The organism is Paenibacillus sp. FSL H7-0326 (genome assembly GCF_001955535.1).
Taxonomy (GTDB): Bacteria; Bacillota; Bacilli; order Paenibacillales; family Paenibacillaceae; genus Paenibacillus; species Paenibacillus shunpengii.
The window spans coordinates 819,092-842,699 of record NZ_MPVN01000001.1 but is presented as its reverse complement, the minus strand read 5'-3'; the positions used below and the strand labels follow the sequence as shown (position 1 = coordinate 842,699).

Sequence of the window (23,608 nt, the reverse complement as noted above, 5' to 3'; positions counted from 1 at the left end):
ATGCCGAGCTGCATCGCCTCAATACTTCCATTTTATAGGGATTATGGTCTTAATTATGAATAGGGATTCGCATATAATGAATGTAGAGATTAAATTCGGTTATACAAGGGGCTTAATATGAAGATCAAAGTATTGATAGCAGATGATAATTCCTTTATTCGCGAAGGAATGAGAATTATATTGTCCAGCTTTGAGGAATTTGAAATCGTGGCAGCGGTCGAGGATGGTGCTATGGCTGTGCAATATTGTCAGCAGCACGAAGTGGATGTGGCCCTGCTCGATATTCGGATGCCGAATCTGAATGGAGTCGAAGCCACAAGGAAGATTGTACAGCTGACACAGACAAGACCGCTCATATTAACGACGTTTGACGATGATGAGTTTGTCTTTGAAGCGATACAGGCTGGGGCTAGAGGATATCTCCTCAAGAATAATGACCCAGAGCAAATCCGAGATGCGATTAAAAGTGTCAACCGGAATCATCATGTGCTGCAAGGTGCTGTACTTGATAAGATCAAGTCAAGCTTACCTAGCTCAAGCCACCCAATTTCAGCCCATCAGAAAACGATCCCGGAATCTGTATCCATACCAAGTCATACGGATCATATAGACCGTAGTTTGTTTACGGACCGCGAATTAGATATTATGGGCTGTATCGCAAAAGGGCTGTCTAATAAAGGGATCGCCAAGAAGCTTTTTTTATCGGAGGGAACAGTAGCTAACCATATTACTTCTATATTGAACAAGACGGGACTTGCCCATCGAACGCAAATTGCGATTTACTATTTAACTGGTGAAGTACGGGTTTCAGATGAAGAGCTTTAATTATTACGAATTGTGGATGGTCGGCTGCAGGCTGATTCTGCTTGTCTATATTTCAGGCACGGTGCTCGGCGCTGATCAAGATCAGAGATGGTTTATTTTTTCTGTGCTGATATACATATCTCTTAACTGCATGATGCTTATTCTAAGGAATCACAAATCTATACTCTGCCTTCATGTATTAACCATCGGGTGGATTATTGGATGTGCAGTATTTATTCATGTTTCTTTTCTGCTGCTGTTAGCAATCAGCCTCTATGAGATATCCGTCTCCCTGAAAAATTATTTGGTGTATCCGTTCCTGTTCTTTCTTATAACACTGGGCTTAGTTCCAAGCTCTATTCTGTTTCATTATTTGCTCACCTCAGGATTCATATTTCTGGCTTATTCTGCTGTCAGGCACTATAAAACGGTGGTGAATAATCAATTCGAGAAATACGAATCAATCCAGGCTGATATGGACAGGTTGAGGCGATCCTTGCAGGAGAACCAGGAATTCCTTAAGCAATCGGAATATACAATTAAGCTGGAAGAAAGGAACCGATTATCACAGCGCATCCATGATGAGATTGGTCATTCAATGGCTGGGGCACTCATTCAGATGGAGGCAGCCAAAACCATGCTAGTCAGCCATCCTGCCAAAGCGGCAGAGCTGCTGGACAATGCGATCGGGATATCAAAAGAGGGACTTGAACAAATCAGAGTTACCCTGAAGGAGATGAAGCCTAGGCCTGAAGAAATGGGGATGAACCGGCTGCGGCTGTTTGTCGATGAGATAAGTGCAAAGCATGGGATTCATACGTCGTTTGTGCATAGCGGTGATCTTGAGCATATTACGCCTCTTCATTTTCGAATCATTCAGCAAAATATGATGGAAGCCGTAACGAACACGATTAAATATGCGAATGCGGATCAGATTCATGTTGAAATCCAGGTGCTCAATCAGCTGATCCGGGCTGTCGTTTCCGATAATGGAATCGGCGCTAGCCGGATTGTAAAAGGGCTCGGTATTTCTGGAATGGAGGAAAGAGCAGCAGCGCTGGGAGGGGCGGTCGTCGTGGATGGATCGAACGGCTTCAGCGTCATTACTCTGCTGCCTCATGGACAAGCGCCGGAGAATTCTCATCTTCGTTCTTCATGAAACTTCTCATATCAAAGGATGAACTTATGCACTGTTGTAGGTTCATCCTTTTTCTTTATGCTATAGAAAGAAAAGGAAAGCAAGATTCAGGGAAGTGGGAGTGATTGCAATGAACGTTCTGGAAATTGAGGGACTTACCAAGAAATTTGGGGATTTTGTAGCTGTAGATCATATGAATTTAAAGCTTCGTGAAGGAGAAATATTTGGTTTTCTCGGTGCCAACGGTGCGGGAAAGAGTACAACAATTCATTTGATCTCTTCTCTGCTTCGTGCATCCAAAGGTGAAATTCGTCTGCTCGGTAAAAATATTGCCAAAAACAGCAGGTTTGCCAAGATGAATATTGGTATCGTACCGCAGGATATAGCTATTTATGAGAATCTGACCGCATATGAGAATGTTCATTTTTTTGGAGGCTTGTATGGTTTAAGGGGAAAGGAGCTGCAAGAGAGGTCTTTGGAAGCACTAAATTTTGTCGGACTCACGGATAAAGCTAAACAATATCCCAAAAATTTCTCGGGTGGTATGAAACGCAGATTGAATATTGCCTGTGCCATCGCTCATCAGCCGAAGCTGATCATTATGGATGAGCCAACGGTGGGTATTGATCCGCAGTCCCGAAGCTATATTTTGGATTCTGTACGGAAGCTGAATCAGATGGGCTGTACAATCATATATACGAGTCACTATATGGAGGAGGTCGAAGAGATCTGTACCCGCATCGCGATTGTAGACCATGGCAAGATCATCGCGGAGGGAACGAAGGAACAGCTTACTTCAACCATTACAGACACGAAGGATATTTGGATCGGATATAAGTCGGCTCTTCCACTTGATATCGAGTTTTTGAAGCAGATCCACGGAGTGATCGAGGTGGAGGCAGACGATCAAATGATTCAAATCAGGTCTAAATCCGAAGTAAATAATCTCAATCAGCTGATTTATCAATTAATGACTCATGAAGTTGAGATTCGCTCTGTTGAAGAGCAGGCTCCTAATCTGGAAACCGTATTCTTAACCTTAACAGGTCGTAAACTGCGGGATTAGGGGGATAAAATGAACATTATTCATATCATTCGGAAAGAATTGCTGACAGAGTTAAGGGATTTTAAAACGTTTATATTCATGATCGCCTTCCCCATCGTTCTGATGCTTATTCTTGGGAGTGCATTAACGAATGCCTTCTCCAGCGATTACGAAATGGACTCTTTGAGCTTGATGTATACAGATCATACTAGTGAAGAACAGCTGAGTGCTTCCTGGTCGGGCTTTATGGATGCGCTTGAGCAGGAAGGGGTAGCGATCACTTTAGCAACAAAAGAGATCGATGGTCAGAAGTTGATGCAGGAAGATCAGCATACCGCTTATGCAGAGCTAACCAATGATGGGATATTGTATTTCGGTAATCCGACAAATTCTATTGAGAATAACATTGTCCAGGGGATGCTTACCTCGTTCGTGGATCAGTATAATCTCTTCTCTGCAGTAGGAAAGTCTGACCCAGCGGCGCTTGAGCAAATTATAGAGGCAAAATACGCTTATGGCAGCTTCATCCAGGAGGCCTCATTAATCCCGGATAAGCAACCCAGCTCCATAGATTATTACGCCATTACCATGTCTACGATGATTGCTCTCTACAGTGCATTATCTGCAAGTTATTTAATTCGAGGCGAAGTGTCTCGTCGAACTTATATTCGCTTGTACGCCTCTCCTGTTTCCAAGAAAGCGATATTCACAGGCAAAATCTTGTCATCTACGTGGATAAACTTTCTATGTGTTGCTGTGGTTGTGTTGTTTAGCAAGTATGTATTCCAAGCAGATTGGGGCTCAAGCTATACTGCCGTATTTGGACTGTTATTCACTGAAGTTCTCCTCGCGGTCAGTTTGGGTCTTGCTTGCAGCTATCTGTTTAAAGATGGAGCAAGTCATGCCATTCTGGTCATCATCATCCAAATTGCCTCTTTTGTAGGGGGAGCTTATGCCCCGATCCATACAGAGAATGGTCTGCTTAGCTATATTGTTCATTTCTCGCCTATTTATTGGTCTAACCAGGCACTAATGCAAGTTATATTTGCAGGTAATGCAGCAGCCGTTATTCCGGTTATTGCTCTTAATGTGGGCATTAGTGCTCTCCTGCTTGTGTTTTCAGCAGCATTTATGCATAAGACAGGGGGAGAATAGAATGAAGGATCTGCTATGGCTGACGAGAAAAACCATACTTAGCGTGCTTCGAAAAAAAGTGAATATTTTAATTCTGTTTGTTCTTCCTATAGCAGCGGCATTAGTCAGTATGGCGATTTATGGCGGAGGCAGCGGTGCTCCTCTGCGGGTGACCCTCGTTAATCTGGATGGAGAGCATAAGATCACACAAGATACGATCTCTTTTTTACAGCAGCTAAACAAGGTTCAGATTACAGTTACGGATGAAGAGACCATGAAGAAGGATATTGCAGCGGGAAATTCAGATACTTCGGTCGTCTTTAAGCAAGGCTTTGCAGCAAGTGTCCAGAAGGGTGCTCCGGATCATATCGAAATGATATCTGTAAAGGGAGCCGAGGTAACCGCCTATGTAAAATCCATGCTTCACAGCTATATTAGTAATGTTGCAGCGCTCGGAAAATATGCTGCAGGAGATCAGGAAGTCTTCATGTCGCTCTACGAGGATTACAGTACTCAGCGCTTTAAGCTCTCTTCCGTGAAGGTAGAGGATACGGCGGCAGTTAAAAATGCGACGTACCAAACGATTGGCTTCCTCGTTGCGCTTATGATGTTCTCCTCGGCTAACTTGACTTCTTTTATTTTAAAAGAGAAAGAAAACAGGACATTTTTCCGGATCATGGCATCACCGATATCATCCAAAACTTACGTTTTATCTAATGTGATCGTTAATTTTATCATGTTGTTTGTGCAGATCATCATTACAGTGTTCTTCATGAAACAAGTGCTGCACATTGATTCGGGAATACCTGCGATACAATTTGTTATCATTATGATGTTATTCGGTTTGACCGCCATCGGTTTAGCACTCCTGATCATCTCTTTTGCCAAAGGGGCCAGAATGGCAGGAGCACTCCAAAATCTGATTATTACACCCAGCTGTCTGATTGCCGGATGTTATTTTCCTCTCGAGATCATTCCAGAGAGTTTCAGACAGCTCTCAGGCTTCATGCCGCAATACTGGCTTCTGGAGACTGTCAACAAGCTGCAGAACGGAGCTTCGCTGGCCGGACTATATTTGAATTTGCTTACTCTGATCGGTTTTGCTGCTGCACTTACGCTGGTCGCAATCTATAATTTCAGTCGAAACAATGATACAAGAACCTTTATTTAAATTCAGGATTTCGCCTAATCTCGAGAAGAACATCAATAACCCTGAGTTAAGCTGGGTTCCTGAATAAGAGACAGCATCCTTGCTGTCTTTTATTTTTGTTTGACAATTTGTACGTACATATTGGAAACTAGGAGTAGAAACGAGCATACAGGAGGTTTGGATGATGGGTATAAGTTTGAATGAACGTATTGCAGAGTGGAATAAGGAAGCAGGTCAATGTACATGCGGTAATCCGCACCGTACGGTAGAAATGCATATATGTCTGGAGGATGGGGCACTTGCGCAATTGACCCCTTATCTTAGCAAGCAGAATTATAAAAAAGTGACGGTTGTCTTTGATGAGCATACCAAACAAGCTGCAGGCGATGAAATCATCACTTATCTAAAATCAGCGGGAGTCATTACTAAAGAGCTGTTCCTGCCTGGAAACACTGGAGGTGAGGTTGTCGCAGACGAAGCATTTATCGTTAAAGTTCTGTTAGGTGTCTCGAAGGATACCGATGCGGTCATCGCAGTTGGCTCCGGTACGATTCATGACCTTGTCCGATTTGTTTGCTTCAAGATGAACAAGCCTTTTGTATCTGTTCCCACAGCGGCGTCTGTGGATGGTTTCACTTCCGCAGGTGCCCCTCTTATTGTAGATGGTACGAAACAGACCTTTCAAGCGATCCCGCCGGAGGCGATCTTTGCAGATTTGAGCGTTTTGGCGAAGGCTCCACAAGTGATGACGGCTGCTGGCTTTGGTGATATGCTCGGTAAATTCACATCCCTTGCCGACTGGAAAATATCACGTGATCTTGGAGAAGAACCGTATTGTCCGCTTGCCTACCGGATGACGGAAGAAGCGCTGATGGAGTGTGTTCATCACGTGAATGAGATCGCCGAGGGCAGCAAACAGGGAGTTAGAATTCTGATGGAAGCGCTGATTGCTTCTGGCATCTCGATGCTGATCATTGATCACTCCCGTCCAGCCTCCGGAGGGGAGCATCATATTTCTCATCGTCTGGAGATGGAGTTCCTTCAGCAGGGTAAAAAAGCAATTCTGCATGGAGCAAAAGTTGGCGTTGCATCAGCCCTGCTCTCAGATGTATACCGTTCGCTCTATGAGAGCGGGCAGGAAGAAGCATTTGATGCTTACAAGGATTTGCCTGCGAGAGAGCAAATGCAGCAATGGCTCAGCCGCACAGGAGGCCCCTCTACGATCCAAGAGCTCGGTGTAACCGATGAACAACTGGAGCGTGCGATGAGGACCGCGCATACCTTAAGAGCGAGATACACAGGGCTCAAATATTTAAATGAGATAAAGACAGGGCACGAGGCATAGTCGGGAATTTGCAGGCTGTAATATCAGCAGCGAGGACCTTTTCTCCTAACTACCGAAGTTGAAAAGGTCCTTTATTTACGCGAATCTATAAATTATAGAACCAATAGGTTAAGAACAGTTAAATTGTACGTACAAATTTATAATAGATGGTATTGACATAGGAGTTGAAGGAGAAGAGCGAAATGTGCGAAGTGAGCGAAAAATATACGATCGGTATTGATTATGGAACGGAATCGGGTCGGGCAGTGCTTGTGAAGCTGTCTGACGGAACCGAAGCAGCTGCTCATGTTACTCCATATCGGCACGGTGTTATTGATGAGAGGCTTCCTGTAAGCGGTCACAAGCTGGAAATGGATTGGGCACTTCAACATCCTGCGGATTACATGGAGGTGCTTATGACCTCGGTGCCGGCAGTTATGCAGGCAGCGGGTATAGGCAAGGAAGACGTCATTGGAATCGGAATCGATTTTACCGCATGCACCATGCTGCCTATTGATCTGTTAGGTCAGCCCCTCTGTCTAAGGCCCGAGCTCGCAAGCCATCCGCACAGCTGGGTAAAGCTCTGGAAGCACCATGCGGCTCAGGGTGAGGCTGACCGGATTAATGAGACTGCAGCAGCGCGCGGAGAAGTCTTTCTTAAGCGATATGGCGGTAAATCTTCATCGGAATGGATGATCGGAAAAGTCTGGCAGATCCTAAATGAAGCACCGGATATTTATCAGCTTACAGATCGATTTGTTGAAGCGGGAGACTGGATAATCATGCAGCTGTGCGGTGAGCTGAAGCGCAGCCAATGTGCAGCAGGCTACAAGGCGTTCTATCATCACGATGAAGGATATCCGGACCATGAATTCTTCAAATCTCTCGATCCAAGACTTGAACATGTGATAGAAACGAAGCTGCGAGGCGATATTCTTGAACAGGGGAGCTGGGCTGGCGGATTATCCCGGGAGATGGCGAACGCCATGGGCCTTGCCCAAGGGATTGCGGTAGCTGTCGGGAATGTGGATGCTCATGCGGCAGTGCCTGCTGTAGGCGTTGTGACGCCGGGTAAACTGGTGATGACAATGGGTACTTCAATCTGCCATCTGCTGCTCGGAGAAGAGGAGCTGGAAGTAGAGGGTATATGTGGTGTCGTTCGAAATGGTATTATTCCTGGATACTATGGCTATGAGGCCGGTCAGACAGCTGTAGGCGATATCTTTGCCTGGTTTGTAGAGAACGGTGTGCCTTCTGAAGTGAAGGAATGGGCTGAAGAGGAAGGACTCACCGTACATGAATGGCTGGAGAATAAAGCCTCTTCATACATGCCTGGAGAGACCGGGCTGCTCGCCCTCGATTGGTGGAACGGCAACCGATCCACCTTGGTGGATGCCAATCTGACCGGACTGATTATAGGGTATACGCTGCAGACGAAGCCGGAAGAGTTGTACAGAACATTACTTGAAGCAACGGCCTTCGGTACTCGCAAGATCATCGATGCATTTGAGCGTGGTGGTTTGAATGTAGATATCGTATACGCATGCGGAGGGCTGCCTCAGAAAAATAAACTTCTCATGCAAATATATGCAGATATCATTGGACGTGAGATCAGAGTAGCTGCTTCAACCCAAACGGCTGCTCTAGGAGCAGCTATGTTCGCAGCTGTTGCCGCAGGAGCGAAATCAGGCGGATATGATCGTATTGAAGACGCAGCGGCAAGGATGGCGAGAGTTCGAGATGAGACCTTCAAACCGATACCAGCGCATTCTGAGGTTTATGAAAAAATATATGCAGAGTATAATCGACTGCACGATTATTTCGGTCATGATCCCCATTCTGTGATGAAGAAGCTGAAGTCTCTTAAGGAAGAAGCTGCTGGGCAAACCGTACGTGTATAAACAAGGTAAGAAGGTAAAAAAAGAGCATTCCTTGCAGAAGCAGTCAGCTCATGCAGGGAGTGCTCTCTTACCCATAAGGGAGATATTATGAATTCTGTTTTAAAATGATATCAGCAAAAAGAATCGATTTTGGAACTTTGAAAAACTGTTCTGCTTGATCCTGGAAAGCCGAAGAGGGCATCGTTCCTTGATGAAGCCATTTACGGAATGTTCCCGGGTGTACTCCAATCCAGTGACTCACATCTGTAACGGATAAGTCATGAACCATGCATAATCCGGTTAAGATCCGATTGCTCACTGGCGAGCGCGTAACCGTTCGCTTCATAAATCGGGATGGTTCCGGCTGACAAATGACAGGACTGCTTCTAATGACATCTTCATTAAACAAAATATGGCGCGGATAACCGAGTAATTGACATACTTTATCCAGATTAGTGCTTCCAGGAATTCGACCTTCATACACCCATGCGCTGACACTTCTTGATGAGATCGAGAGATCTTCAGCCAACTGTGATAATTTGATGTCGTTTGCCATGAGCACGGCAAGCAATATACGGTTGCGAACCTGACAGCGTGTCGGCCTGCGGAATCGCTTTACGCGTACGCCTTTTCCCAGATATTTGCGGTTGATCAGAGACCACGCCTGGATCGAATGTTGTTCTTGTTGTTTAGGCATATTTCCTCCGATTTTTTAAACAAATACTACAACAAAATAAGCAGTCGTTTCAAGTGTCGACATAACCACCTTTGAAAGCATATTCATATACGAGGAGCCTTGTTAAGGGAAAATCGGACTATGAATCCGCTCGTTTTTCTCCTATTAATTGTATGTGGAGTTAGTATAGACCAACGAAAACAGGGTAAAGCCGATTAAAAATAGGCCTAAAGACTCAAAAATGGACAAACATTTGATTTCATAAAAATCAAATATAATCGTGTCATCTTTCCATAATTTTCATAGATTAATAGAGAGAAAAAGAAGAGGAGGGGGCATGATGAGTCCGGCATTAATCAATATGCTCCTCGGATTCGTAGGGGCATTCTTCACCTTTGCGTTTGGTGGATGGACACAGCTGCTTATCCTGCTATGTATTGCGATGGCCATTGATTATATTACCGGGGTTGCGGCTGTAATCCGTACTGGCAGCAAGTTGAACAGCAAGATTGGATTTTGGGGATTGACTCGCAAAGGTCTGATGCTGCTTGTTATTTTACTTGCCCACCAGATCGATCAGCTGATTGGAACAGATGTCATTAAAGGAGGGGCGATGTACTTTTATCTGGCGAACGAATTGATCTCCATTACCGAGAATTACAGCCGAATCGGGCTTCCACTCCCCGCCAAATTAAGAGAGATCATAGAGCTGGTTAAGAAGCAGGCAGAGGATGATGAAGAAGCAGCATTACGCAGACGCGCAGAGGAGGATGAAACGACAGATACCACCGGACCAGATCCTGAAGATGCAGAGCTTGAAGCAGTCAAATACTCGGTTGACGAAGATATATTAAGTCAATTTGGACCGCGGAAGGATCGAAGGGAGAATCAGGAAGCAGAATCACAAGGGCCTGAGCAATAGAGGCCTTTTTTTTGCTGGAGTAAGATCTTGGACAAGTTACACATCAGAAAACGATCAGTGATTCATTTACCACTTTATTCGTGTTTATGTTATATTTTTTGTAAACGGAATCAACTCTATTAACTCATGACATAGGATAAGGAGCTATTATAATGATTAAACATATTGTTTTTTTCAAATTAAAGGACCGCTCAGAGGCAAGCATTCAGGAGACAGCTCGTATACTGCGCAGCATGGATGGCAGAATTGAGCTGCTGAAATCATTGGAGATTGGAGTGGATGTCTTGAAATCGGAGCGTTCCTTCGACATTTCTCTGACCGCAGTCGTTGATTCCTTGGAGGCATTGGAGGCCTATCAGGTTCATCCCGTTCATCAAGAGATTATTAAGCACATGAGTGTTGTGAAGGATTCTTCTGTTGCAGTCGATTACGAAATCTAACTTACAAAGGGGAGTAGCAGGTGGGCGATTTAAAAGATGTAATGGAAACGATGTTAATACTGATCGTCATTTTAATTGCATGCCCGGTAATGTTCTTTTGGCTGAAACGAAAAAATAGACGTAACTGATTACCGACGAAACGGATGTGAACGTATTGTACTATGTAAATACAGATCAAATCGAATTACGCTTGTCAGCTATTCCCGAGATTACAGCTGGACTCCGTCATGCACAGGAGAACTGGGATGGGGGAATTATCCTTGGCTTCGTTCAGGAGCGCTCCCTGCATTTGGCTCTAGAGATTGTAACCGACGTAGGCAGTTATCTGATTGATGGATTTATTCTCCGGGACGCGAGCAGCTACGAAGACATCATTGAAATCGTTCATGAAGCAGGGGCATTTGATGAGGAGAGCTATAAGCTGTTTATGGAGCTTGTGCCGCTGCGGAAGCCGCTCGTACAGGATTATTATGCATGGGATCGGACAAGCCTGCATAAGGTAACCCGGACGCTTCCTGATGTGCTGGATCGGTTCGCAGATCAAATTCGCTTATATCTTGAAAAAGAACTCGGACCGTTCCAACAATCACGGAACTAGAAATAATAGATTAAAAATTTCTAGTTGTATCAAATTTTTGTAATATCAAATTTCGTAATGTAATGGATTCACCTATTTGGTTTGGAGGATATATCATGTCAGATCGTAAGAAAGACAACTCCGGATTTCATCCGGTATATATGGCCGAGCTTTTATTCAAGGACATGCCTCAGCTGGAAGAAGAGAAGCTGATGGAGGTCATGAAGCGTTTGACCGGGAAAGCAAGAGTGATGAAACGACCTGTTAACAAGGACGCCGTGAGTAAGGCTCAGAATCAGGCCGAGGCAGCAGATAAAGAACAGGATCTTCTGGTCATAATGCATATGGAGCATATGGTTAATTTTGAAGACGGGACCGTTCCTGCACAGACCTGTATTCTGCCTGTCCACAAGATTCAAGACAAGAACCGGTTCAAGGGTGCTGTGGAGCAGTCCTGGCATTGGAGCGAAGCAAATGAGGTTACGGGCCTGTGCCAGTATCAGATTCGCATCCATGATATGTTTACGGCGGGCCTGCCGCATAAAGAACGACTGAAGCTGTTCCAGCAGGCGTTACTCGCTATTTTAGAAGTTACGCCTTGTGAAGCGGTTTACTTTTACGGCAGTGACAAACTGGTGAAGCCTTCTGCTTATGTCAAAGCGCTCGAAAATGGGGATCATCTATATGGTGCGATGAATGTAAGGCTGTATCAAGCGGGAGGCAGTGAAGCTAGACGTGAGCTGGTGATGGATACGGTTGGTTTATCCTCACTAGGGGTGCCTGATTTTCAATGTCATTTTGCAGGAATGGATCCGGACGTCGTAGCACGTACCTTATACGGTGCGGCTTATTATATATTTGATCAGGGTGATGTGATACAGGATGGTCAGCTGCTGGGCTCATCCGGGGAACAACGCTGGCGCTGTGAACATCAGGAATCATTGGTTTCACCTCTACGATATGTCATTGATCTGGACCCAGGAGCACCCTATTACGCCGGGAACATCTCGTCCTAATCTGAATGGTTTGTGATCTATTGAATTTTGTTGTGTCAATTCAGACTCCTCCTGCTTATAATGCATTAACTAAAAAATGGGCGTTCGCCCGGTTAGCAGGAGGGTTGGAACATGATCGCATGGAGTGTAGCGCTGATGGCAGGGGCTTTTGTTATCCTGGCAGCGGCCGGTGTACTGGTGCTTATTGAAGCAAAAAGCTTGATGAAGCAGGTTAAACGCAGTGTAAGTCAGCTTGAAGAGAAAACAGATTTACTCGCTGCAGATACCTCAGCCATGATTCAAGGTACGAATAAAGCGATATCGGATATGCAGGGACATCTGGAGAAGTCAGCCCCTCTCTTTGAATCGATTGCTTCGCTTGGAATGGTGCTGCAGCAGGTAAGTCGTACAATGGATGAGATCAGCCTCAAGCTGTCTCGTTCAGCGCACAAGCATGTGGATGGTGCACACCAGGACAATGAACAGCGTCTGGGGCAAATGTTCCGATACGTTGATGCGGCCATGACGGTATGGCACACATGGCAGCGTAATACTCCTGCTCCGGGCGCTTCCCGCCCGCTTGAGAAGGAGTGAGCAGGTATGAAAGATACGAACAAGAGCTTGTTATGGGGTACACTGATTGGAACGATTGCTGGATCCATTACAGCGCTGCTATTTGCCCCCAAATCCGGAGCAGAGCTTCGCGAGGATATTGCGGATAACGCCAAGCTGGTTACAGAGAAGGGGCAGAACCTGGCCGAGAAAGTCAGCGAGCAGAGTGTAAAGATTGCTTCCAAAGTGAAGGAATCGACAGAAGTCTTTTTGCAAGAAATCCGGGGCGTCAGTTCAGAAAATCAGGTTGCTAAAGTGTCTGGTATCAGTGAAACTGCAAAGACTGAGCAGGCTGCTGACGAAGCAGCAAAGGATGATACAATATAGGCGTAAAGATACGTGGTAAAGGCCTTGCTGCCGCTCCCTTGTAAGTGTAGGGATGAGGCAAAAGGCCTTTTTGCGCTGAGCTTGGTTTACACGTCTATACTAAATCGGGTAAGATGTAGGTACCTTTTTGCCGTCCGAATCATAGGGTAGGATTGAAAAGGGATGGAAATATGTAAAGAAGGAAGCGGTGTGTTCGTGCAACAAGCTATCGCAATTTTAGATTCTGGTGTTGGGGGGCTGACTGTAGCCAAAGAAGTGATGCGTCAGCTTCCGCGGGAAAAAGTCATTTATTTTGGAGATACGGCCCGCACACCATACGGACCCCGATCGTCCGAGGAAGTAAAACAATTTACTGAACAAATCGTAGATTTTCTGATTCAATTTGACCCAAAAGTTATCGTTATTGCCTGTAATACGGCAACAGCAGCTGCGCTGGACCATATATCCCAGAAAGTAGATATTCCGGTGATCGGTGTCATTCATCCTGGTGCCAGAGCAGCAATAACGGCCACCAAGACAGGTAATATTGGAGTCATCGGTACGATGGGTACAATCAACAGCGGAGCGTATACCACAGCACTTAAGCAGCTGTCTCCATATATCAACGTTATGAGTCAGGCTTGTCCCGCTCTTGTCCCGCTGGTAGAGCAGGGGGATTTCAGGTCCGAGCATACGAGATCCACTGTCAGTGAGTCCTTGAATGGCATGAAAGACAAACCAATCGACACCCTTATACTAGGCTGTACTCATTATCCGTTCTTGATGGAGACGATTGGTCAGGTAATGGGTCCTCATGTCAAATTAATTAGTTCTGCGGATGAGACTGCTAGAGAAACGAGCACGATCTTATATGACAAGGGAAAGCTCGCCATTGGCGATGAAACGCCAGTTCATCAGTTTTTCTGCTCAGGTGATCCGGTCATGTTTCAAAGCATTGCAAGATCCTGGCTAGGAGAGCAGATCCGCAATACCCCGGTCGTATGGCAGGTATCCAAACTGTAACGCTTGAAGAATAACACAGCCTTGACATTGAACTGCAGAGTTCAAAGAACAAGGCTGTCTTTTTTATGCATATTTTAGTGACATCTCAATTCCTCCCTAGGGATTTATCACGAATATAATGAATAGCAGCATATACTGCACGTAAATATGGTTCTTGACCTTCACTTAGTTTATAGGAGGAGATAAGGGATGAATCTATACGGGTATCATGAGCTTGAACAAGACCTTGATCACATAAAAAGCTTAAGAATGTCGATGAGTGAGCTGGGGACTATGGGCTGCAGTGTGCTTGGAAAAAAGATACCATACATCAGGATCGGAAAGGGCCCGATTCAGCTTCACGTCAATGCAGGTATGCATGCGAATGAGTGGCTGAACGTTCCTTGTCTGATGCAATTTGTCAAAAAATATATGACCGCTCTAGAAGAACAACAGGATTGGCAGGGCTGCTTATCCGATGGATGGTCTGAACAAGTGACCCTATGGGTGGTGCCGATGCTTAATCCTGATGGCATAGAATTGGTTCTTAATGGACCAGATGCTCATCCCTTCTCCACAGAGCTCCTAGAAATGAATGGCGGCAATTCTGACTTCTCGGGCTGGAAGGCGAACATTCGGGGCATAGATCTCAACGATCAATTTCCTGCTCATTTTTACGAAGAAGCGAGACGCCGTTCCGTCACTTGCCCTGGACCCAGAGATTATGGAGGAGAACATCCCCTGACTGAACCCGAGTCCAGAGCCTTGGCAGAATGGACGAAGGATAAGAAATTTGACATGATTATCGCACTGCATAGTCAAGGGGAAGAAATATACTGGAACTATCGTGATTACGAGCCTGCGTTCAGTGAGGAATGGGCACAGCAGCTTGCTGCAGCAACAGGGTATGCTCCGGTTAAATTGACGGAAAGTGATGCAGGATATAAAGATTGGTTTATTCAGGAGTATGGCAGACCGGGCTTTACCGTTGAAACCGGACTCGGGACTAATCCGCTGCCGGTTCATCAATATACTCCGATTGCTGCTGAGGTCGAGCGTCTTATGGTGTCTGCCATCCGCTTGCTTCTTCGCTGATCTCTCGAGTTAAGAGCAATGATCTAAGGGAGGTATGGAAACCTCCCCTGAATTTACACGTATGTTATGATAGTAATAACCCGGAAGGAGAATGATCATCATGAAATGGAAGAAGCTGCTTTCACTAAAGTCGTGGTCTCATGTGTTTAAAAGGATGCCTGCTCTTCTAATGTCTTCAGAAGTTAAATTGCAGGACAAGCTTCTCTTCTTGGTTCCTGCCGCGGTATATTGGGTTATGCCTGATGTGCTGCCACTCCTCCCGATTGATGATATCGGGGTCACGATGTTTCTCATGAACTGGTTTGTTCAGAGGGCAGAACGCAAATATCCTAATGTAGCAGTTCGAAAATAATTGATGAATGATGAAATGGATTCAATCTGCAGATATTGCTAAATACACGCATCTTGATTAAAATATAGGGTATTGAAATTGAGCCAATTATAAATTGCTAACAGTTTCTATATATAGATGACACTAGGAGATGAAATTATAATGAAAGCAAAAATTACTCGTAATGCCGCTAAAGTGCTTAAGCGTGAGCTGGCACTTCCTGAGAATGAAGGTAAATATGTACGCGTCCTGATTACGCTCGACCATGGAGATCATGTACACTATGGAATTGACTTTGATACACCTAAAGAGAATGATGAGGTTGTATCTACAGATAAAGAAATCGACCTGATCCTTGAAACTGGCAAGCCGATGCTGGATGGCATCAAAGTGGATTATTTGTACTTCCCTAAAGAAGGTTTTGTTATTACAAATCCTGCGCAAGGGAATCATTTCCACGACTAATTGTTAAGAAGCCGAATGATGTTTTTCTTGTGAGAAGGGGAGTACATGGCTAACGATATTCGAGTATGTGATAAATGTAAGCATGTCAAATTAAAGTCTTTGGTGCCTAAGCTTCAGAAGATGGCTCCAGATGCCGAGATCAAGGTAGGCTGCAAATCCTATTGCGGACCCTGCGGCAAAAGAGCTTTTGTATTTATTAATGGACGATACATCAGCGCACCGACAGAGGAAGAAGTGCTTGCCAAGGCAGCCCCATTCATTAAAAATTAAGTTCTGTGCATAACGACCTTTCTTAATATCCATGCTAACAGGTGTAGCAGGGACTTTGAGAGAGGAGTGTGCTTCGATATGAAACACGATCATTCCAGTCTGCAATCCTTCACGACGGTGGCGCAAGCCTCCAACTCAGTAAAAAAACTGCATCATGCGGTATCCCAAGCGATGTCGCATCCTACACCAGATATGCTCGATCAAGCGAATAAGCGATTGCTGCGTGCAGAGAATGCAGTAGCGGTAGCCCGGCAGCAGCTGAACTACAGCGGTACTGAGTTTGCAGAGGAAATCCTCTCAGAAGAAAAGGAACGTCTCACATCACTCCATGCCAGCCTGGCATCGAAGAAGCCGGAAGACAACTGACCTGCATACCAATGAACCCCCGTTCTCATCAGAGACGGGGGTTTGTTGATGATCGATATTAAAATCAGTAGCCCTTACTTCGACGAATCACGAAGCTTCGCGATGAGGTCATAAGTAATTACACGATCAGATATTGACAGCTGGTTCTTTGCTTTATCAAACGTAGCTTCGCATGCGTTTACGTTTGTTTGCTCTCCTGACTCAGCATCATAACAGCCCCCATGTTCAAAGCGGTAATCGTCTGAAGGGATGTAATACAATTCCCTTGTAGCGAAAGCGCCTGTACGAAGTACAACCATCCGATTTCGGCTGTTCAGCAGGTCATTCCCCATGAAATACTTCGAATCTGTCGGTATACCGAGCAGATGAAGAAGGGTTGGTGCGATATCCATTTGACCTGCTGGCTCCAGATATACTCCAGAACGTGCTCCATCAGGTAGATGGAGGAGAAGTGGCACCTGGTTCATGATTTGATGCATCTGGAGCTCATCAATCCTCTTGCCGAGAAAGGCCTCATAGTTGGATTGCTCCTTCAGAGAATTGTCATGATCGCCGTAGACCATAAATAGGGTATTTTCCCACAGCCCCTCCTTCTTCAGCCGTTCAATAAGCTCTCCGAGTGCCGCATCTGAATAATGTACGGCCTGAAGATAGTCCCCAAACAGAGTTCCGTTAAACTGGCCCACATCCAGCTCTTGTATAGATTCTGGAAGCGTATAGGGATGATGGCTCGTTAATGTAATCATAAAGGAGTAGAAGGGCTCTTCATTGGTGCCAGTCAGTTGATCCAGCGATTGCCGGAAAAAAGACTTGTCTCCCAGCGACCAGCCGATCGGCTCGTCTATCGTGTAATCATTTTTGCTCATGAATTCGTCATATCCCATGTGGCTGTACATCGTATATCGGTTCCAGAAGCTGCTCTCGTAAGCATGATAAGCGCCCGTGTAATACCCTTGCTCTCCGAGAACAGACGGGAGTGAGTCATACATATGATCCGGGTAGCGGGTGAATACAGAGCCTGTCGGCAGAGGATGCAGCGAGATGTTGGCAGATAAGTCAGCATCGGAGGTTCGTCCTTGACCGGTCTGATGATAGAAATTTTTGAAATATAAGCTGTCCTTCATTAATGCATTGAGATGCGGGGTGACCTCCTGACCGTTTATACTTTTGTTAATCACAAAATTCATCAAAGCTTCAACCTGGACAAGCATGACATTCTTACCTTTATATTGGCCAAAAGTGTCCGATGAGGCGGCTTTTAGCGCTTGCTGCTGCTTATGATCAAAGTATTGCTTAACCTCGTTCATTTCCTCATCTGTCAGGCCTGCTTGGCTATTCTGCCGCTCCTTGTTATACCGGTATAGATCGTAGCCGTGGAATCCGAGCAAGCCAGTCACGTTATATAGGCTGAGGTTCCACCAGTTGCCTGTAAACAAACCGACCGCCCATGTGCGATTGTAAAATTCAATGGGTCCAAAGGTAAGAACTGCACCGATCACAAGTGCAAGAGTGCCGCTGAGGAATCGCTGCCACTTAGGTGCATATTCTTTATGTGCGCTTCGTGCTCTAACTGTGCGCTTAGAGAGGAGGAGAACGCATACAGAATATACGGCAAGCAGCAGTAGATCTGCAAAAAACCACAAATCAGCGAATCTCAGAAGTGAGAAAATACTGTCATCCACCGAGCTTAATTGACCAGCCTGCAGCAGTACAGGAATGGTAATGAAATCTTGGAAGTACCGATAATAGACGAGGTCGGCATAGATGAGTGCACTGAGCAGCACATCCAGGACAATCAGGGCGATCATTCTTGCACGCTGCGGGAGCCATAGCACCCAGAAGGAGACGAGCAGCAAAGATCCGAAACTAATCACATAATCGAGAAAATTCATATCAATATTTCTTGCATTAAGCTGGCTGTGGAAGTATCCCAGCTTGAGAATCATCAGGATCACAAATATGAGGTAATAGAAATAACGTGAACTCCTCCACTTTATGTATCGGGAGGATGTATATGAAGGTGTGTTAAATCGCTTGGACAAGCATGGTTCCTCCTTTGAACGTACATGATACAAGTTACATTATATCTCTCCGTACAGTTGTTTATGAAATTCGAATGATGCACCATACTGAACACAAAAAGAGTAAACGTCATAAGGTTTACTCTTTTGTGTTCAAGATGCATGCATTAGTTTCGAGCGGGTTTGGGAGGCAGAGGACCTAAGAATTGATAATACTGGGTCTCGATACGTCCGTTGAACAGCTTTCTGCGCTTATCGGCCTTCTGATTGAAGTATCGTTCAAACGATTTGGTTGACGTAATGGCAAAGAAGGACCAGGTCGGTACCTCGGCTGCCACTCGTCCAAGCTGACGAATGAGCTTCTCTACCTCAGCTTGTTCTCCAAGCCGTTCACCATATGGCGGGTTGGTAATAAGACATCCGTACTCTCCGGACAAGCGGACTTTGGCTACAGGCAGAACATCGAGCTTAATTTCCTTGGCGAAGCCGGCACTCTTGACCGCAGCTTGAGCAACCTCAATTGCTCCCGGGTCTACATCGCTGCCGGCAATCTGCAGAGGGATGTCATCTTTAACCGAGTCAAAAGCTTCCTCACGCGTTTCATCCCATAGTTCCTTGGATACGAGCGGCCAATGCTCGCTATTAAACGAACGACGAAGACCAGGAGCGATATTCCAGCCGATCATTGCCGCTTCAACAAGCAGTGTTCCTGACCCGCAGAATGGATCGTAAAAGGGACGGTGCGGGCCCCAGCGGCTGAGCTGAATGAGAGCAGCAGCCAATGTCTCTTTGAGCGGAGCTTCTGTAACCAGCTTGCGATAGCCCCGTTTGTGAAGGCCTGCTCCGCTTGTATCCAGGGTCAGAAGTGCGATGTCGTTATGAAGGTTAACTTCAATGACGAAGCGGGCGCCGTTCTCCGGGAACCATTCTGTATGATAGGTCTGCTTCAGCTTCTCGACGATTGCTTTTTTGACAATCCCTTGAGATGCAGGCACGCTGCTAAGCTGAGATTTATGAGATCTTCCTTCTACGGGGAACTCGCCGTTTTGAGGGATCCATTCCTGCCATGGAAGGGCTTTGGTTCCTTCGAATAATTCATCAAAGGTGGTAGCCTTGAACTCGCCCATCTTAACAAGTATGCGGTCGGCGCTTCTAAGCCACAGGTTACACCGGGCAATATCGATGAAATCGGCCGCAAAGGTTACTCGACCGTTCTCTACAGTTATATCTTCATAACCGAGCAGTTTTAATTCTCTAGATACGACAGCTTCTAGTCCCATCGGTGTTGTTGCGATTAATTGCAAAGGTTGCATTGAATTGCTTCAGCTCCATCCTGGTGACATTCTATTTGAGTTCAATTACGAATAGGATGCCCCAATATATTTTCAGCAAGCCTTGCTTGCCAAGGCTTGTACCAGTACAATAAGGTACGCACCGTTCTCAGCTTAATTAAACAAACATTTATTATAAATTAATTAAATGAAGAAGGAAAGTTATTTAAGGGGGATTCCATATCCGATGATGATTACACCAGATGATTATGTATCTAAATTATATGAAGAGGATGAAATGCTGAAGGAAGTGCTTGAAGCCATTAAAGAGCGCGGTATGCCTGAAGTATCGGTTGCAGCGGCATATGGGCGGCTCCTCACAATGCTTGTACGGACCTCGCGTGCAGAGCAGATATTGGAGATCGGTGCACTGGGTGGCTACAGCGGCATATGTTTAAGCAGAGGATTAGGGGAGACAGGCCGATTAACCTCACTTGAAATTAAAGAAGAGTACGCTGCGCTGGCTTACGAGCATTTGAGCAAAGCAGGCTTCGGTGATCGAGTGGAATATCGAATAGGGCCGGCCGCAGATAGCTTGGCACGCATGAAGGAGGAAGGGAAGAAGTTTGACTTCTTTTTTATTGACGCTGATAAGCTGAATTATACGGTTTACTTAGAATATGCAATTGAATTGTCAAATCCAGGTGCTCTAATTGTTGGAGATAATTGCTTCCTGCGCGGAAGAACTTTAAATCATGAGAAGAATGGTCCTTCGGTCCAGGCTGTCAGAAGATTTAATGAGCTGATGGCTTCGGATGACCGATTAATCAGTACATTGATTCCGGCATATGACGGACTTGCTATTGCATATGTAAAATAAACAATGACAAAGAACACCCTCGAATGCTTGTTATCGAGGGTGTTCGTTCATGTATAACAACGGATAAGAAAATAATGATGCCGATTATACTTCGGATTTACCGTAGGTTTCAAACCAGCCTTTGATTGTATCGAAGTCATCTGTGAATGCCAAAGAGAGAAGCAGCAGGATGCGAGCATGCTGCGGGCTGAGATTATCTCCCGATATGATACCCTCGCCGCCGCTATAGACGCTTCCTGAACCGGTACGAGTCGTGGTTACGAAGACAACGCCTTCCTCAATGGCTGTTTTTCTCTCGGCACTCATCGCACTGGAGATTCCGCCTGCACCTGTTCCGGAGGTGACAATACCCTTGGCTCCGTTCGCTACGAACCCGCTGATCGCACCAGCTCCTGCTTGTTGATAAGAGATCGCGATCTCAACTTTAGTATCGGCCAGCTTTTCTTTTGAAATTTTGGAAAGGTTGAAGACAGGCTTCGCTGTACCTTCCGGCTTCATTGCCCGGGCAGGAGCACGATAGATACGGATATTATCTCCATCTATGTATCCGAGAGCGCCAAGCACCGGGGTCTCAAAGGTGTCGGTACGATAAGCATTCGTTTTGGTTACACCTCGTGCAGAATGCAGCGTATCGTTGAGCATCAATACAGTTCCAAAGGAAGTTGTGCGTCCGCTTGCAGCCAGCTTAATCGCATTGAACAGATTGGCTTGTGCATCAGAGCCGATAACTGTCCAAGGACGCATGGAGCCTGTAATAATAACCGGCTTATCGCTTTGAACCGTAAGATCAAGGAAGTAAGCAATCTCTTCCATGGTATCGGTACCTGTTGTAACCACGACACTGTCATAGGTTTCAAGCGCTTTATCTACCGACATCGACAGATCGTATAGGTCGGGTATGGTATAGGCAGAAGAGCCTGAATTGCCAAATTGCAGCGTGTTCACTTCAGCCAGCTTGTCCAGGTTAGGAAGAGAGCCCACCATGTCACCGATCGCAAGTGAACCTGCCCTGTAGCTGGTGAAGCTGGTCTCATCAGTAGATTGTCCTGCAATCGTACCGCCTGTTCCAACGACAAGAACATTGGGTAATTCGGAGGCTTTGGCAGCCTCAGTGAGAGGAGGGATCGTCGTATTGCGGATCGGTGTAGTGGACTGAACAGGAGAGGTTGTTCCTTGCACGACAACGGTCGCCGCGCTGGCAGTAGATGGGATGGGGGATAGAGACAAGGTTAAGGCGGTCAATGCGGCTAGGGCAAAGTGTTTACTGAATCTGTTGTTAGGTTTCATTCCGTTACACTCCTCTAATGCAAATTTTGGTATGTAGTCTTGAGGAGTATTCTATATTCATGTTAGATAAAATTACAAACTATAAAAAACAGAGTAAACATCTGATAACTATAGAAATTAAGAGATAATACCATAATAGTTAAAGAAATCTAAGGAAAATAAACTTTGTTTCGAATGTTTTAAGTTTCAATTAAATCGATGAATACGAGTTTTGTGTTATATATCCTCACACAATTTATGGCGAGATACGTATACACATAAAAAAGACATTCTACTCTGATAACTTGCAGGTAGAATGTCTTTTTTTGATAAATAGCTATGTTTGATGCTCTGCTATACAGATGACTTTTTCCGTGAGTACAGCTTCATCCGCACCCAGATCACATTGACCAACAGAAGCGAGCCCGAGATGATGAACAAGCCTTCAATGCCTATAAAGCCTGATAAGAAGCCGCCTGCTACAGCACCTATCATATTTCCTAACGCCAGAGTGCTGCTGTTGAACCCGAACGCACGGCTCTCCATTCCGTCCGGTGTATAGGAACGAATCAAGGAATTGACACTTGGCAGAAGGCCGCCCATAAATATGCCCATTAAGAAACGAATCACGATCAGCTGACCGACATTTTGTACAAAAGCTTGAGGTATCAGGGTCAAGGCTGCTCCGATAAGGGCAAAGGTAAGTATTCGATGCGAACCGATCTTGTCACTCAGCTTCCCAAGGAGGGGTGAAGCGATCATATTGGATATGCCTGCAACAGCGCTGACCATCCCCGCAAAGAAGGCGAGATTCTCTACCGTACCATGCAGGTGAAGTACATATAGCGGAAGTAAAGACATGGGACTGATCATAGCAAATTGCAGCAAGAAGGTGACGGCGAACAGCGCCGGCAGCTGAGGCGTTTTGGTCAGCTGGTGCAGTCCTCCCAGTACCGTCTGTGCTGGCAATTGTGCAGCCTCTTCACGGTCAAAGTTCTCTCTGACAAGAAACAATGCCAGCAGTGAAGCAGAGAAGATCAGAATGCCTGTGATATAGAAAATAGGTCTAAAGCCCACGAGGTCAGCTAATATGCCACCGATTAAGGGGCCCAGAATAGTTCCAGCAACCTGACCTGATTGAACAGTTCCCATGGCAAATCCCATTCGGTCTTTTGGTGTCGTTCCCGAAATCAGTGCGACGGCTGCCGGATTGAAGCCTGAGATTGTTCCGTTCAGTAATCTAAGAAACAGCAAATGCCATGGGTTTTGTGCAAAACCCATGAGGGTAATAACAATGGCCATGCCAAAGCCTGAGCGCAGCAGCATGATTTTGCGGCCGTATTTGTCAGCAAGCTTACCCCATAGGGGCTGAAATATAAAGGAGGTAACAAAATTGGCTGCAAAGATAAATCCCGCCCACAGTCCGATCTCACGTTCACCGGTTACTCCCAAATCCTGGGCAAGGTATAATGATAGAAAGGGAGTAACCATTGTCATGCCGGCATTTACTAGAAATTGTCCGAACCATAGCACGATAAGGTTAATTTTCCATGATTTCAATTGATGAGGGTCACTTCCTTTCTGCCGCTTACGTACGGTTCAATTGTTGCCATTATTTTAGTATAACACACTACAGGA

Annotated in this window: 25 protein-coding genes; 20 read left to right on the top strand and 5 right to left on the bottom strand. The window is 45.5% G+C overall.

Features of this window, described 5'->3' with window-relative positions; all coding sequences use genetic code 11:
- Positions 1-117 precede the first annotated feature (117 nt).
- The 7 genes from BK126_RS03960 to BK126_RS03930 all read left to right on the top strand — a co-directional run bounded on the left by BK126_RS03960 (position 118) and on the right by BK126_RS03930 (position 8,496).
- Positions 118-825: a response regulator transcription factor gene (locus BK126_RS03960; protein ID WP_076311386.1), complete on the top strand. Its 708-nt coding sequence runs from the start codon at positions 118-120 to the stop codon at positions 823-825.
- The gene (locus BK126_RS03955) at positions 812-1,963 is read left to right on the top strand and encodes a sensor histidine kinase (protein ID WP_076311385.1); all 1,152 of its coding nucleotides are present in this window, start codon (positions 812-814) and stop codon (positions 1,961-1,963) included. The genes BK126_RS03960 and BK126_RS03955 overlap by 14 nt, the downstream gene beginning before the upstream one ends.
- Positions 1,964-2,072: 109 nt before the next feature.
- Positions 2,073-3,008 carry an ABC transporter ATP-binding protein gene (locus BK126_RS03950; RefSeq protein WP_076311384.1) on the top strand — a complete coding sequence of 312 codons (936 nt, stop codon included), beginning with the start codon at positions 2,073-2,075 and terminating at the stop codon, positions 3,006-3,008.
- 9 nt (positions 3,009-3,017) lie between these two features.
- Positions 3,018-4,142 carry an ABC transporter permease gene (locus tag BK126_RS03945; RefSeq protein WP_076311383.1) on the top strand — a complete coding sequence of 375 codons (1,125 nt, stop codon included), beginning with the start codon at positions 3,018-3,020 and terminating at the stop codon, positions 4,140-4,142.
- Position 4,143: 1 nt separating this feature from the next.
- The gene (locus BK126_RS03940; RefSeq protein ID WP_076311382.1) at positions 4,144-5,292 is read left to right on the top strand and encodes an ABC transporter permease; all 1,149 of its coding nucleotides are present in this window, start codon (positions 4,144-4,146) and stop codon (positions 5,290-5,292) included.
- Positions 5,293-5,461: 169 nt separating this feature from the next.
- The gene (locus BK126_RS03935) at positions 5,462-6,616 is read left to right on the top strand and encodes a sn-glycerol-1-phosphate dehydrogenase (protein WP_076312532.1); all 1,155 of its coding nucleotides are present in this window, start codon (positions 5,462-5,464) and stop codon (positions 6,614-6,616) included.
- A gap of 191 nt (positions 6,617-6,807) precedes the next feature.
- Positions 6,808-8,496 (top strand): ribulokinase, encoded by a 1,689-nt coding sequence (locus tag BK126_RS03930; RefSeq protein WP_076312531.1) that lies wholly within the window; start codon positions 6,808-6,810, stop codon positions 8,494-8,496.
- Between the two features lie 85 nt (positions 8,497-8,581).
- Here BK126_RS03930 and BK126_RS03925 read toward each other — a convergent pair whose 3' ends face one another.
- On the bottom strand, positions 8,582-9,172 hold the full coding sequence (locus tag BK126_RS03925; protein ID WP_076311381.1) for a helix-turn-helix domain-containing protein: 591 nt from the start codon (positions 9,170-9,172) through the stop codon (positions 8,582-8,584).
- Between the two features lie 316 nt (positions 9,173-9,488).
- On the opposite strand from BK126_RS03925, the gene BK126_RS03920 reads away from it, so the two are divergent.
- The 12 genes from BK126_RS03920 (at position 9,489) to BK126_RS03865 (ending at position 16,532) form a co-directional block, all read left to right on the top strand.
- The gene (locus BK126_RS03920) at positions 9,489-10,073 is read left to right on the top strand and encodes a phage holin family protein (protein WP_371264515.1); all 585 of its coding nucleotides are present in this window, start codon (positions 9,489-9,491) and stop codon (positions 10,071-10,073) included.
- A 152-nt stretch (positions 10,074-10,225) separates the two neighbouring features.
- Entirely contained in the window at positions 10,226-10,513 is a 288-nt protein-coding gene (locus BK126_RS03915; RefSeq protein WP_076311379.1) for a Dabb family protein, read from the top strand.
- Positions 10,514-10,667: 154 nt separating this feature from the next.
- A complete protein-coding gene (locus BK126_RS03910; RefSeq protein WP_076311378.1) occupies positions 10,668-11,111 on the top strand; it encodes a DUF86 domain-containing protein in 444 nt (147 codons plus the stop codon).
- Positions 11,112-11,206: 95 nt separating this feature from the next.
- On the top strand, positions 11,207-12,106 hold the full coding sequence (locus BK126_RS03905) for a DUF4261 domain-containing protein (protein WP_076311377.1): 900 nt from the start codon (positions 11,207-11,209) through the stop codon (positions 12,104-12,106).
- Between the two features lie 111 nt (positions 12,107-12,217).
- Positions 12,218-12,679 carry a DUF948 domain-containing protein gene (locus tag BK126_RS03900; RefSeq protein WP_076311376.1) on the top strand — a complete coding sequence of 154 codons (462 nt, stop codon included), beginning with the start codon at positions 12,218-12,220 and terminating at the stop codon, positions 12,677-12,679.
- Between the two features lie 6 nt (positions 12,680-12,685).
- A complete protein-coding gene (locus BK126_RS03895) occupies positions 12,686-13,024 on the top strand; it encodes a YtxH domain-containing protein (protein WP_076311375.1) in 339 nt (112 codons plus the stop codon).
- Between the two features lie 195 nt (positions 13,025-13,219).
- Positions 13,220-14,026 carry a glutamate racemase gene (gene racE, locus BK126_RS03890; RefSeq protein WP_076312530.1) on the top strand — a complete coding sequence of 269 codons (807 nt, stop codon included), beginning with the start codon at positions 13,220-13,222 and terminating at the stop codon, positions 14,024-14,026.
- A gap of 189 nt (positions 14,027-14,215) precedes the next feature.
- On the top strand, positions 14,216-15,100 hold the full coding sequence (locus tag BK126_RS03885; RefSeq protein WP_076311374.1) for a M14 family metallopeptidase: 885 nt from the start codon (positions 14,216-14,218) through the stop codon (positions 15,098-15,100).
- 100 nt (positions 15,101-15,200) lie between these two features.
- The gene (locus tag BK126_RS03880) at positions 15,201-15,452 is read left to right on the top strand and encodes a hypothetical protein (RefSeq protein ID WP_076311373.1); all 252 of its coding nucleotides are present in this window, start codon (positions 15,201-15,203) and stop codon (positions 15,450-15,452) included.
- 141 nt (positions 15,453-15,593) lie between these two features.
- Positions 15,594-15,896: a heme biosynthesis protein HemY gene (locus BK126_RS03875; protein WP_076311372.1), complete on the top strand. Its 303-nt coding sequence runs from the start codon at positions 15,594-15,596 to the stop codon at positions 15,894-15,896.
- Positions 15,897-15,941: 45 nt separating this feature from the next.
- Positions 15,942-16,166, top strand: a complete 225-nt coding sequence (locus BK126_RS03870; RefSeq protein ID WP_076311371.1) for a YuzB family protein — start codon at positions 15,942-15,944, stop codon at positions 16,164-16,166.
- Between the two features lie 78 nt (positions 16,167-16,244).
- The gene (locus tag BK126_RS03865) at positions 16,245-16,532 is read left to right on the top strand and encodes a hypothetical protein (RefSeq protein WP_076311370.1); all 288 of its coding nucleotides are present in this window, start codon (positions 16,245-16,247) and stop codon (positions 16,530-16,532) included.
- A gap of 74 nt (positions 16,533-16,606) precedes the next feature.
- On the opposite strand, the gene BK126_RS03860 is transcribed toward BK126_RS03865, so the two are convergent.
- Positions 16,607-18,574 carry an LTA synthase family protein gene (locus tag BK126_RS03860; RefSeq protein ID WP_076311369.1) on the bottom strand — a complete coding sequence of 656 codons (1,968 nt, stop codon included), beginning with the start codon at positions 18,572-18,574 and terminating at the stop codon, positions 16,607-16,609.
- Between the two features lie 146 nt (positions 18,575-18,720).
- Entirely contained in the window at positions 18,721-19,866 is a 1,146-nt protein-coding gene (locus tag BK126_RS03855) for a THUMP domain-containing class I SAM-dependent RNA methyltransferase (protein ID WP_076311368.1), read from the bottom strand.
- A 205-nt stretch (positions 19,867-20,071) separates the two neighbouring features.
- On the opposite strand from BK126_RS03855, the gene BK126_RS03850 reads away from it, so the two are divergent.
- On the top strand, positions 20,072-20,704 hold the full coding sequence (locus BK126_RS03850) for an O-methyltransferase (RefSeq protein WP_076311367.1): 633 nt from the start codon (positions 20,072-20,074) through the stop codon (positions 20,702-20,704).
- 84 nt (positions 20,705-20,788) lie between these two features.
- Here BK126_RS03850 and BK126_RS03845 read toward each other — a convergent pair whose 3' ends face one another.
- Together BK126_RS03845 and BK126_RS03840 are read right to left on the bottom strand one after the other, a co-directional pair.
- Positions 20,789-21,991 carry an asparaginase gene (locus BK126_RS03845; protein ID WP_076311366.1) on the bottom strand — a complete coding sequence of 401 codons (1,203 nt, stop codon included), beginning with the start codon at positions 21,989-21,991 and terminating at the stop codon, positions 20,789-20,791.
- A gap of 333 nt (positions 21,992-22,324) precedes the next feature.
- Positions 22,325-23,530, bottom strand: coding sequence for an MFS transporter (locus tag BK126_RS03840; RefSeq protein WP_076311365.1), 1,206 nt, complete (start codon positions 23,528-23,530; stop codon positions 22,325-22,327).
- Positions 23,531-23,608 lie beyond the last annotated feature (78 nt).

Bases quoted from the DNA above. Each gene is read 5' to 3' on its own strand.
- BK126_RS03960 (WP_076311386.1), top strand. From the start codon at position 118: ATGAAGATCAAAGTATTGATAGCAGATGATAATTCCTTTATTCGCGAA.
- BK126_RS03955 (WP_076311385.1), top strand. From the start codon at position 812: ATGAAGAGCTTTAATTATTACGAATTGTGGATGGTCGGCTGCAGGCTG.
- BK126_RS03950 (WP_076311384.1), top strand. From the start codon at position 2,073: ATGAACGTTCTGGAAATTGAGGGACTTACCAAGAAATTTGGGGATTTT.
- BK126_RS03945 (WP_076311383.1), top strand. From the start codon at position 3,018: ATGAACATTATTCATATCATTCGGAAAGAATTGCTGACAGAGTTAAGG.
- BK126_RS03940 (WP_076311382.1), top strand. From the start codon at position 4,144: ATGAAGGATCTGCTATGGCTGACGAGAAAAACCATACTTAGCGTGCTT.
- BK126_RS03925 (WP_076311381.1), bottom strand. From the start codon at position 9,172: ATGCCTAAACAACAAGAACAACATTCGATCCAGGCGTGGTCTCTGATC.
- BK126_RS03920 (WP_371264515.1), top strand. From the start codon at position 9,489: ATGATGAGTCCGGCATTAATCAATATGCTCCTCGGATTCGTAGGGGCA.
- BK126_RS03915 (WP_076311379.1), top strand. From the start codon at position 10,226: ATGATTAAACATATTGTTTTTTTCAAATTAAAGGACCGCTCAGAGGCA.
- BK126_RS03905 (WP_076311377.1), top strand. From the start codon at position 11,207: ATGTCAGATCGTAAGAAAGACAACTCCGGATTTCATCCGGTATATATG.
- BK126_RS03900 (WP_076311376.1), top strand. From the start codon at position 12,218: ATGATCGCATGGAGTGTAGCGCTGATGGCAGGGGCTTTTGTTATCCTG.
- BK126_RS03895 (WP_076311375.1), top strand. From the start codon at position 12,686: ATGAAAGATACGAACAAGAGCTTGTTATGGGGTACACTGATTGGAACG.
- BK126_RS03885 (WP_076311374.1), top strand. From the start codon at position 14,216: ATGAATCTATACGGGTATCATGAGCTTGAACAAGACCTTGATCACATA.
- BK126_RS03880 (WP_076311373.1), top strand. From the start codon at position 15,201: ATGAAATGGAAGAAGCTGCTTTCACTAAAGTCGTGGTCTCATGTGTTT.
- BK126_RS03875 (WP_076311372.1), top strand. From the start codon at position 15,594: ATGAAAGCAAAAATTACTCGTAATGCCGCTAAAGTGCTTAAGCGTGAG.
- BK126_RS03870 (WP_076311371.1), top strand. From the start codon at position 15,942: ATGGCTAACGATATTCGAGTATGTGATAAATGTAAGCATGTCAAATTA.
- BK126_RS03865 (WP_076311370.1), top strand. From the start codon at position 16,245: ATGAAACACGATCATTCCAGTCTGCAATCCTTCACGACGGTGGCGCAA.
- BK126_RS03855 (WP_076311368.1), bottom strand. From the start codon at position 19,866: ATGCAACCTTTGCAATTAATCGCAACAACACCGATGGGACTAGAAGCT.
- BK126_RS03850 (WP_076311367.1), top strand. From the start codon at position 20,072: ATGATGATTACACCAGATGATTATGTATCTAAATTATATGAAGAGGAT.
- BK126_RS03845 (WP_076311366.1), bottom strand. From the start codon at position 21,991: ATGAAACCTAACAACAGATTCAGTAAACACTTTGCCCTAGCCGCATTG.